This is a genomic window from Falsiroseomonas oryziterrae (assembly GCF_021864505.1).
Lineage (GTDB): Bacteria > Pseudomonadota > Alphaproteobacteria > Acetobacterales > Acetobacteraceae > Falsiroseomonas > Falsiroseomonas oryziterrae.
On sequence record NZ_JAKJIB010000148.1, the window covers coordinates 1 to 9,117 of the forward strand.

Annotated in this window: 12 protein-coding genes and 1 other RNA gene; 5 read left to right on the forward strand and 8 right to left on the reverse strand. The window is 71.6% G+C overall.

Going from position 1 to position 9,117, the window contains the following annotated elements; all coding sequences use genetic code 11:
• A partial coding sequence (locus L2I40_RS13030) for an AsmA-like C-terminal region-containing protein (protein WP_237215391.1) occupies positions 1-263 on the forward strand: 263 nt, incomplete at its 5' end.
• A gap of 202 nt (positions 264-465) precedes the next feature.
• Here the strand turns inward: L2I40_RS13030 and L2I40_RS13035 are convergent.
• From L2I40_RS13035 to ssrA, 8 genes are all read right to left on the reverse strand, one after another.
• Positions 466-726, reverse strand: coding sequence for a ribbon-helix-helix domain-containing protein (locus L2I40_RS13035; RefSeq protein ID WP_237215392.1), 261 nt, complete (start codon positions 724-726; stop codon positions 466-468).
• The gene (locus tag L2I40_RS13040; protein WP_237215393.1) at positions 723-2,129 is read right to left on the reverse strand and encodes a class II fumarate hydratase; all 1,407 of its coding nucleotides are present in this window, start codon (positions 2,127-2,129) and stop codon (positions 723-725) included. Before L2I40_RS13040 ends, L2I40_RS13035 begins: the two co-directional genes overlap by 4 nt.
• An 80-nt stretch (positions 2,130-2,209) precedes the next feature.
• A complete protein-coding gene (locus L2I40_RS13045) occupies positions 2,210-2,617 on the reverse strand; it encodes a VOC family protein (RefSeq protein ID WP_237215394.1) in 408 nt (135 codons plus the stop codon).
• Positions 2,618-3,004: a RidA family protein gene (locus L2I40_RS13050; protein ID WP_237215395.1), complete on the reverse strand. Its 387-nt coding sequence runs from the start codon at positions 3,002-3,004 to the stop codon at positions 2,618-2,620. It lies immediately after the preceding gene.
• Positions 3,005-3,029: 25 nt separating this feature from the next.
• Complete coding sequence (locus L2I40_RS13055; protein WP_237215396.1) at positions 3,030-3,263, reverse strand: hypothetical protein; 234 nt, start codon at positions 3,261-3,263, stop codon at positions 3,030-3,032.
• A 93-nt stretch (positions 3,264-3,356) separates the two neighbouring features.
• Entirely contained in the window at positions 3,357-5,030 is a 1,674-nt protein-coding gene (locus tag L2I40_RS13060) for a fumarate hydratase (protein WP_272910960.1), read from the reverse strand.
• Positions 5,031-5,283: 253 nt separating this feature from the next.
• Positions 5,284-5,787, reverse strand: a complete 504-nt coding sequence (locus L2I40_RS13065; protein ID WP_237215397.1) for an SspB family protein — start codon at positions 5,785-5,787, stop codon at positions 5,284-5,286.
• A gap of 235 nt (positions 5,788-6,022) precedes the next feature.
• Positions 6,023-6,349, reverse strand: a transfer-messenger RNA (tmRNA) gene (ssrA, locus tag L2I40_RS13070).
• 171 nt (positions 6,350-6,520) lie between these two features.
• Here ssrA and thyX point away from each other — a divergent pair.
• The 4 genes from thyX to L2I40_RS13090 form a co-directional block, all read left to right on the forward strand.
• The gene (thyX, locus tag L2I40_RS13075) at positions 6,521-7,459 is read left to right on the forward strand and encodes an FAD-dependent thymidylate synthase (protein ID WP_237215398.1); all 939 of its coding nucleotides are present in this window, start codon (positions 6,521-6,523) and stop codon (positions 7,457-7,459) included.
• Positions 7,449-7,688: a hypothetical protein gene (locus L2I40_RS13080; protein ID WP_237215399.1), complete on the forward strand. Its 240-nt coding sequence runs from the start codon at positions 7,449-7,451 to the stop codon at positions 7,686-7,688. Before thyX ends, L2I40_RS13080 begins: the two co-directional genes overlap by 11 nt.
• Entirely contained in the window at positions 7,685-8,281 is a 597-nt protein-coding gene (locus L2I40_RS13085; RefSeq protein WP_237215400.1) for an HD domain-containing protein, read from the forward strand. The genes L2I40_RS13080 and L2I40_RS13085 overlap by 4 nt, the downstream gene beginning before the upstream one ends.
• On the forward strand, positions 8,278-9,117 hold an 840-nt coding region (locus tag L2I40_RS13090; RefSeq protein WP_237215401.1), incomplete at its 3' end, for a ribokinase. The genes L2I40_RS13085 and L2I40_RS13090, both read left to right, overlap by 4 nt.

A 9,117-nucleotide genomic window follows, 5' to 3' on the forward strand; every position in this document is an offset into this window, starting at 1 on the left:
TCCGAACTTGGTGGGAGGCCGAGGGGCGGATCGAGGCCGGGCGGCTGCGCATCGGGGCGGGGCGGGTGACGACGGAGGCCGGCGCGATGGCGACGCTGTCGGGCGGGGCGGATCTGGGGCGCGGGACGGTCGATCTGCGCTTCGGCGTGCGGCCGGCCGCGGAGGCGCCGGAGATCGGGCTCGGGCTCAGCGGCCCCGCGCCGGCGCCCCGTGCGCTGCCCGAGGTGTCGGACTGGGCGCGCTGGCGGGCGGAGCGAAGCTGACGCGCATCGCCGCGTCAGGGCGTCACGGGCCGGGGCGCGTTTTCGGACAAATGGGCCCGCCCCTGCGGTCCTGTAGCTGAATACGATCGGCGCGGGTGCGCGCGCCGGCCAGTGCTGCGCGTTTCGGACAAAGGCGCCGGGTGGCGTCGGGCGGCGGCAGGCGGGCGGATGCGGCTGTCAAAGAACGTGCCTGGATAGGCATTCATTCCCGAATGCTGCGCGGCGGCGGGCCGTCCTGTCCACCGGAATCGCCCGCCTCGCGCAGCGCCAGAAGCCGCAGCGCGCTGGCCAGCGGTAGGGTCGGATCGGGCCGGGCGGCATCCACCTCCGCGACCAGCGCGGCGAGGCTCTGCGCGCGACGCGCCGCGATCGCCTCCACCGCCGCCCAGAACTCGGGCTCCAGCGCGACCGAGGTGCGGTGGCCGGCGAGGCGGAAGGAGCGTTTGCGCAGGTGCCGGCTCAACCGCCCTCCAGCGCCGTGCCCGGCCGGATCATCTCCTCGGGCCGCACCCAGCGGTCGAAGTCCTCCGGCGCGACATGGCCGAGCCGCGCGGCGGCGTCCCGCAGCGTGATGTCCTCGGCGAGCGCGAGCTTGGCGATCTGCACCGCCTTGTCATACCCGATCCGCGGGTTGAGCGCCGTCACCAGCATCAGCGACTTCGCCAGGTTGTCGGCGATGCGCGGCAGGTTGGGCGCGAGCTTGTCCACCATGTTCTCCGCGAAGCCGGCCGCGGCGTCGCCCAGCAGCCGCGCCGACTGCAGCACCGCCTGGATGATCACCGGCTTGAAGACGTTGAGCTCCAGGTGGCCCTGCGCGCCGCCGACGGTCACCGTCACCTGGTTTCCCATCACCTGGGCGCAAACCATGGTCAGCGCCTCCGACTGCGTCGGGTTGGTCTTGCCCGGCATGATGGAGGAGGAGAGGCCGTCGGCCGGGATGACCAGTTCCGCGAGGCCGGCACGCGGTCCGCTGCCGAGCAGGCGGATGTCGTTCGCGATCTTGTTGAGCGAGACCGCGACGGTGTTCAGCGCGCCGTGCAGTTCCACGAAGGCGTCATGCGCGCCCATCCCTTCGAAAGGGTTGTCGCTGGCGGCGAAGGGCAGGCCGGTCAGCGCCGCCATGCGCTCCGCGAAGAGGCGGGCGAAGTCGGGGTGGCGGTTCAGCCCGGTGCCGGCTGCGGTGCCGCCCTGCGGCAGCGGCAGCAGGCGGGGGATCGCCTCGCGCAGCCGGGCGATGCCGAGTTCCACCTGCCGCGCCCAGGCCGCGGCTTCCTGGCCGAGCGTGACGGGCACCGCGTCCATCAGGTGGGTGCGGCCGATCTTCACGATCCGCTCCCACTCCGCCGCGCGGCGCGAAAGCGCGGCGTGCAGCGCCTCGAGGCCCGGGATGGTGCCATGCGTCACCGCCTCCAACGCCGCGACATGCATCACGGTCGGGAAGCTGTCGTTGGAGGACTGGCCGCGGTTGAGGTGGTCGTTCGGATGCACCGGCCGGCGCGGATCGCCAGATCCGAGCGCGCGGTTGGCGAGGTGCGCGATCACCTCGTTGGCGTTCATGTTGGTCTGGGTGCCGGAGCCGGTCTGCCAGACGGGCAGGGGGAAGTGGTCGTCGTGCCGGTTGGCCGCGACCTCGGCGGCGGCGGCGGCGATGGCGTCGGCGATGTGCGGGGGCAGTTCGCCGAGCGCCCTGTTCGCCTCGGCCGCCGCCTGCTTCTGAAGGCCGACGGCGCGGATGAGGAGGGGCGGGAAGCGTTCCGTGCCGATCCGGAACAGTCGGCGCGCGCGCTCCGTCTGCGGGCCCCAGAGCCGGTCGGCGGGGATGTCGATGGTGCCGAGGCTGTCGGTTTCGGTGCGGGTCTGGGTCACGGAGCGATCCTCAGGCGGGATTACCCCCACCCCGACCCTCCCCCGCTACGCGGGAGAGGGAGAAGGGAGCGCGTCAGCGCCTAGAGGGCATCTCCATAACTCGCGATCTCGATCAGGTTGCCGTCCGGGTCGCGGCAATAGACGGAGCGGATCGGGCCGAGAGCGCCCTGCTTGGCGACCGGGCCGACCTCCACCGTCACGCCGCAGCGCTGCAGATGCTCCATCACCTGCTCGGGCAGGACGGTGACGACGAAGCAGAGATCCTGCGCGCCCGGCACCGAGGCGACGCCGGAGAACCACGCCTCCTGCGTCGCGGTCTCGGGGCGGAGGTTGATCTTCTGGCCGCCGAATCGCAGCGCGGTGCGGCGCTCGCCGGTGCCGAACTCTTCCCGCTCCATGCCGAGGACGCGCTGGTACCAGCCGGCCGAGGTCTCGACGTCGCGGCAGGTGATGACGAGGTGGTCGAGCCGGTCCACGGCGAAGCGCATTCACTCTCTCCGAAGGCGTGCGGTCACTTCGATCTCGATGCGCATCGCCGGGTCCTGCAGCCCGGCGACGAGCATGGTCGCGGCCGGACGGGCGGTGCCGAGCCAGCGCCGCACCACGGGCCAGCAGGGCGGCCAGTCGGCGCGCTCGGGGAGGTAGAACACGACGCGGACCACGTCGTCCATCGTCGCCCCGGCCTCGGCCAGCGCGGCGGCGATGTTGCGGAAGGCCTGCTCGCATTGCGTGACCGCGTCCGGCGCGATGGTCATGCTGGCGTAGTCGTAGCCGGTGGTGCCGGAGACGAAGACGAGGTCGCCATCCACCACGGCGCGCGAATAGCCGATCTCCGCCTCGAAGCGGCTGCCGGAGGAGATGTGGCGGCGGGTCACGCGCGGCCCGCCCGGGCCGCGCCCGTCAGGCGAGGGCCGGCTGCGGCCGGGGCGCCGGCTGGATCGAGCCGGGGATGCGCGCCAGCGTCGCGAGCCGCTCGATCGCGGCGAGGCTCGCGATGAAGAGCAGGGTGAAGGCGGCGCCATAGGCCGCCTGGCCCAGGTCGCCGCGGAAGGCCGTGGCGATGTTGCAGCCGCCGAGCCAGGTGATGGCCGACAGTAGGGACACGCGCAGCGTCCAGAGGGTGGCGAGGGACATCGGTGCTTCTCCCGGCAAGGATCGGCGGTGGTCTCCGCGCCGGAGTGATGGGAAGCGGCGGGGGCCGGGTCAACCGGAAGCCCGCCGCCCGCCTCACTCCAGCCCGTCGTAGAAGTCGTTGCCCTTGTCGTCCACGACGATGAAGGCAGGGAAATCCTCGACCTCGATGCGCCAGACGGCCTCCATGCCGAGCTCGGGGTATTCCAGCACCTCGACCTTCCGGATGCAGTCCTGCGCGAGGCGGGCGGCCGGGCCGCCGACGGAGCCCAGGTAGAAGCCGCCATAGGTCTTGCAGGCGTTCAGCACCGCCTTGCTGCGGTTGCCCTTGGCGAGCATCACGAAGCTGCCCCCCGCGCGCTGGAAGGCCTCGACATAGCTGTCCATGCGGCCGGCCGTGGTCGGGCCGAAGCTGCCGGTGGCCATGCCCTGCGGCGTCTTGGCCGGGCCGGCGTAATAGACCGGGTGGTTCTTGATGTAGTCGGGCAGGCCCTCGCCCCGGTCCAGCCGCTCCTGCAGCTTGGCATGGGCGATGTCGCGCGCGACCACCATCGGGCCGGTGAGCGAGACGCGGGTCTTCACCGGGTACTTGGACAGCGTCGCGCGGATCTCGCTCATCGGGCGGGTCAGGTCGATCTTCACGACCTCGCCGCCCAGGATGTCGTCCGTCGTCTCCGGCAGGAAGCGCGCCGGGTCGTGCTCGAGCTGTTCCAGGAACACGCCCTCGGGCGTGATCTTCGCCTTGATCTGGCGGTCGGCGGAGCAGGAGACGCCGATGCCGATCGGCAGGGACGCGCCGTGCCGCGGCAGGCGGATGACGCGCACGTCGTGGCAGAAATACTTGCCGCCGAATTGCGCGCCGATGCCGAGCGACTGCGTCAGCTTGTGCACCTCCTTCTCGAACTCGACATCGCGGAAGGCGTGGCCGGTCAGGCTGCCCTGCGTCGGCAGGCTGTCGAGGTAGCGGGTGGAGGCGAGCTTGACGGTCTTGAGCGTCGCCTCGGCCGAGGTGCCGCCGATCACGATCGCCAGGTGATAGGGCGGGCAGGCGGAGGTGCCGAGCGACTTGATCTTGTCGGAGAGGAAGGCGAGCAGCTTCTCCTTCGACAGCACCGCGCGGGTCTGCTGGAAGAGGAAGGTCTTGTTCGCGCTGCCGCCGCCCTTGAGGACGAACATCAGGTGCAGCTCGTCGGCATGGTGCTCGCCGGGGGCCGCCATGATGGAGAACTCGACGGGGAGGTTGTTCCCGGTGTTCTTCTCGTCCCACATCGTCAGCGGGGCCATCTGCGAGTAGCGCAGGTTGGTCTCGGTGTAGGTGCGGTGGACGCCGTAGGAGAGGGCTTCTTCCTCGTCGCCCTCGACCCAGACGCGCTGGCCCTTCTTGCCGAAGACGATGGCGGTGCCGGTGTCCTGGCACATCGGCAGCACGCCGCCGGCGGCAATGGAAGCGTTCTTCAGCAGATCGAGTGCCACGAAGCGGTCATTCGCCGTCGCCTCGGGGTCCTTCAGGATGTTCGCGAGCTGCTGGAGGTGGCCGGGGCGGAGCAGGTGGGAGACGTCGCGGCAGGCGGCGAAGGCGAGCTGCTCCAGCGCCTCGGGCTTGATCTTCAGCACCGTGCGGCCGTCGCACTGCGCCGTGGAGACGCCGGCGATGTCGAGCTTGCGCCAGGGCGTCGCGTCCTCGCCGAGCGGGAACATGGGCGAATAGGCGAAGCCCTGCGGGCGCGGCGGCGCGACGACGGGGCTGTCGGTGTCGAGCGGGGCGGTCATTGGTGGTCTCCGCGGCCTTGGCCTTCCTGGCGCGGTGGTAGCCGAGCCGGCCCTGCGCGCCAACGGCGGGCCGGGCGGGGCAGGGGTGCGCCCTTCGAAACCTGGACGACCTCTACCGGAGCTTCCGCCCCCCGGTGCCCTGCTGCGGCTTTGCCGCAGCAGGATGTGCCCCCTTCCTCATGCCGGGAGCCAATTCGGGGCCCCCGCAAAGCCGCGTCACGCCGAAGGCGTGACGACGCGGTTTTGTGGGGAGTCAGTCGCGCGCCGGCCGGCGGCGGAAGGCGTCGAGGCTGACGACCTGGGCGGGGCCCTCGGGCTCGGCCTTGGCGGGCGGCGGTGGGGGCTCCTCGGCCTCCTCCTGCGCGGCTGCGGCCTCGAGCGAGGGCTGGAAGCGCAGGCCGTAGCGGACGGAGGGGTCGGCGAAGCCGGTCAAGGCGCCCATCGGCACGACCAGGGTGGCGGGCACGCCGCCGAAATAGAGCCGGACGGAGAAGAGGTCGGCGTCGCGGTCCACCTGCAGCGCCTCGAACTGGTGCTGCAGGACGATGGTCATCTCCTGCGGGTAGCGCGCCTTGAGGTGTCCCGGCAGCTTCGTGCCGGGATGGTCGGTGCGGAAGGTGAGGTAGTAGTGATGCTCGCCCGGCAGGCCTTCGGTCGAGGCGAGTTCGAGTGCGCGCAGCACGACCTCGCGCAGCGCGTCGTCGGTCCAGCGCTCATAGGGGATCAGGCTCGGGGCCGGGCTCGCGTCGTCGCTCATGCAGGAGTCCCTGTGGACCCACCATAGGCCCGCCGTCCACCCCAAGGAAGAGGCGCGACACGAGGGCGTGAGGCTTCGCAGTGTGCGGGCCGCAAGGCGGCCCCGCGCTGCGACCGACCGCGCGGCCGGATGGGCCATGCCTGAGGCGCGCAAGCCAAGACCGCGGATACGGTCGCCCGGCGACTGAGGGCACCCGAAAACAACTTCGCCATCCGGCCTGGAGGCCGGATGGCGAAGTGGGGGGCTTCTGTTGCCCGGCGCCCCCCGAGCCGCGCTTACCTAGTGTTAGGCAGCGAGTGCGACAGCCTCGCGGCTGTTGTCGTTCGCACTTAGGTTTTAGCCCGATAACGGCGGTACAATGCCGGGCAAAAGCGACCCCTTTACCACGCGCGTCGAGCCTGTTTCGCCCCCGTTCCTGGCCCGCCGACAAGCGGGGCCTTGATGGTGGAGGCGCCGGGCACTGCCCCCGGGTCCGCAACGCTTATGCCGAGTCGTGTTTATCGCCATAGCCGGCAAGCCGGCACCGACAGATATAGGACGGCGGGCGCCCGGAATCGAGGGGCTGCCGCCGACTCGGGCGGCAGGCTAGACCGGAGTTGGGCTGACTGTGTTCAGCCCAACTCCGGCCTATCTCGTTTGGCCCGGCGATTCACGCGCTGACCGTGCCCACCTTCGGTGTGCACAGTCAGAGCGATCGCGGGCTAGGAAGGCCGCCGTTCCGGGGGACCTTTTCATGGCGCTGACCGACGAGCAGCAGCAGGAAATCGAGGCGGCGCGGGCGGCGGCCAACCCGACGCGGCGCCCCACCGTGCCCGCGATCGAGGCGCTGCTGTTCCAGGCGATCCCGGTGCTCGACCACGGTTTCGTGCGCGTCGTCGACTACATGGGCGATGACGGCGCCATCGTGCAGGCGGCGCGCGTCTCCTACGGGCGCGGCACCAGGGCGGCGAACGAGGACAAGGGGCTAATCCGCTACCTGATGCGGCACCGCCACTCGACCCCCTTCGAGATGTGCGAGATCAAGTTCCACGTGAAGCTGCCGATCTTCGTCGCGCGGCAGTGGATCCGCCACCGGACGGCGAACGTGAACGAGTATTCCGCGCGCTACTCAATCCTGGACCGCGAGTTCTACATCCCCTCGCCCGAGCACCTGGCGGCGCAGTCGGCGGTGAACCGCCAGGGCCGCGGCGCGGTGCTGGAAGGCGCGGAGGCGGCGCGCGTGCTCGACCTGCTGCGCGAGGACGCGACGCGCAACTACGACCACTACCTCGAGATGCTGAACGAGGACGAGGGCGGCCAGGTGCTCGACCCGTCGCGGCACGGGCTGGCGCGGGAGCTCGCGCGGATGAACCTGACGCTCAACGCCTATACGCAGTGGTACTGGAAGACGGATCTGCACAACCTCTTCCACTTCCTCTCGCTGCGGGCCGATGCGCATGCGCAGTACGAGATCCGCGTCTATGCGGACGCGATGATGGGCGCGGTGGAGGCCTGGGTGCCGATCGCCGCGGCCGCCTTCCGCGACTACCGGCTGGGCGCGGTGACCTTCTCGGCGCAGATGCTGTCGATCGTGCGGCGTATGGTCGCCGGCGAGCAGGTCGCGCAGGAGGGATCGGGCCTGTCCAAGCGCGAATGGCGCGAGCTGATGGAAGCGCTGGGGCGTGGCGAGTAGCGTCGCGCCGAAGGCGCGCGGGCCATTCTCGGCCGGACGCCGCGGCGGCGCGAAGCCGCGGAAGGCGCTCGGCTCGGCCGCGCTGGCGCGCTGGTGGAAGGTGGCGCTGCTGGTCGTGCTCGTGACGGTCGGGCTGCCGCTGGCGCATGCGATGTTCGGCGAGGTGGTGGCGATGCTTGGCGGTGCGATGATCCTCGGCTTCCTGCTCGGCCGGTGGACGGCGCGATGACGCCGGACCGCACCGCGGCGCTGATCGACTTCCTGGCACTCGCCGACCGACTCAAGCATGTCGAGCGGCGCGGGCGCACCGTCGGCCATGATGGCGCGGCGCGGCAGGAGAATTCGGCCGAGCATTGCTGGAACGTGGCCCTTCTCGCCGTGCTGCTGCATGGCGAGGTGCAGGATCCGCCGGAGCTTGGCCATGTGCTCGCGATGATCGCGGCCCACGACTTGGTGGAAGTCGAGGCCGGCGACACCTTCGCCTATGACGAGGCGCATATCCTCAGCCAGGCGGAGCGCGAGCGCGCTGCGGCGGACGTGGTGTTCGGGAAGCTGCCGCCCGATCTCGGGGCCCGGCTGCGCGCGCTGTGGGAGGAGTTCGAGGAAGGCGTCACGCCGGCCGCACGCTTCGCCATGGCCTGCGACCGCGCGCAGGGCTTCCTCCAGGGCGTGATCGGCACCGGGCATTGGAAGGACGAGGGCGTGCGCGAGGCGCAGACCGCGAAGCGCATGGACCCCGCGCGCAAGGTCGCGCCGGTGTTCGAGGCGCTGATCGCCACGCTCTACGAGCGCGCGCGTGCCGGGCGGATGTTCGCGGAATGAGCGTGTTGGTGTTCGGCTCGGCGAACGCCGACCTTGTCTTCGCCGTGCCGGAATTGCCGGCGCCGGGTGCGACGGTGCTCGGTGAAGGCGTGCGCAGCTTTCCCGGCGGCAAGGGCGCCAACCAGGCGGTGGCGGCGGCGCGTGACGGCGCCGACGTGATCTTCGCCGGCGCCGTCGGGCGCGACGCCTTCGCCGATGTCGCGACCGCGGCGCTGCGCGAGGCGGGGGTGGACCTCGCGCGCCTCGCGGTGACGGACACCCCGACCGGCTGCGCCTCGATCTGCGTCGATCCCGCGGGGCGGAACCAGATCGCGGTGGCGCCCGGCGCCAACATGCGCGCCCGCGCCGACCAGGTGGAGGATGCGGCGCTGCATCCCGGCGTCGTCGTTCTGCTGCAGATGGAGGTGCCGCCCGATCAGGTCGCGACGCTCGTCCATCGTGCGAAGGCGCGCGGCGCGCGTGTGGTGCTGAACCTCGCCCCGCCCGGCGACTTGGCGCCCGACGCCTTGCGCGCGCTCGACCTGCTGGTGGTGAACGAGCACGAGGCGGCGGTGCTCGGCGCGAGGCTCGGCGCGCAGGAGGCGCGCGGGCTGCGCGCGGCGCTCGGCGTGGACGTGATGGTGACGCTCGGCGAGCAGGGCGCGGTACTGTTCCGCTCGGGTGACGCGCTCAGCGTGCCCGCCGTGCCGGTCACGCCGGTGGACACGACCGGCGCGGGCGACTGCTTCTGCGGCGTGCTCTGCGCGGGGCTGGATCGCGGGCTGGCGGTGGAGGCGGCGATGCGCCGCGCCAGCGCCGCCGCGGCGATCGCCTGCACGCGCCCGGGCGCGGCGAGC

What these genes read in the sequence shown, in the direction of transcription:
- L2I40_RS13065 (WP_237215397.1), bottom strand. Translation starts at nt 5,787, where the DNA reads ATGAGCGACGACGCGAGCCCGGCCCCGAGCCTGATCCCCTATGAGCGC.
- thyX (WP_237215398.1), top strand. Translation starts at nt 6,521, where the DNA reads ATGGCGCTGACCGACGAGCAGCAGCAGGAAATCGAGGCGGCGCGGGCG.
- L2I40_RS13085 (WP_237215400.1), top strand. Translation starts at nt 7,685, where the DNA reads ATGACGCCGGACCGCACCGCGGCGCTGATCGACTTCCTGGCACTCGCC.
- L2I40_RS13045 (WP_237215394.1), bottom strand. Translation starts at nt 2,617, where the DNA reads ATGCGCTTCGCCGTGGACCGGCTCGACCACCTCGTCATCACCTGCCGC.
- L2I40_RS13060 (WP_272910960.1), bottom strand. Translation starts at nt 5,030, where the DNA reads ATGACCGCCCCGCTCGACACCGACAGCCCCGTCGTCGCGCCGCCGCGC.
- L2I40_RS13055 (WP_237215396.1), bottom strand. Translation starts at nt 3,263, where the DNA reads ATGTCCCTCGCCACCCTCTGGACGCTGCGCGTGTCCCTACTGTCGGCC.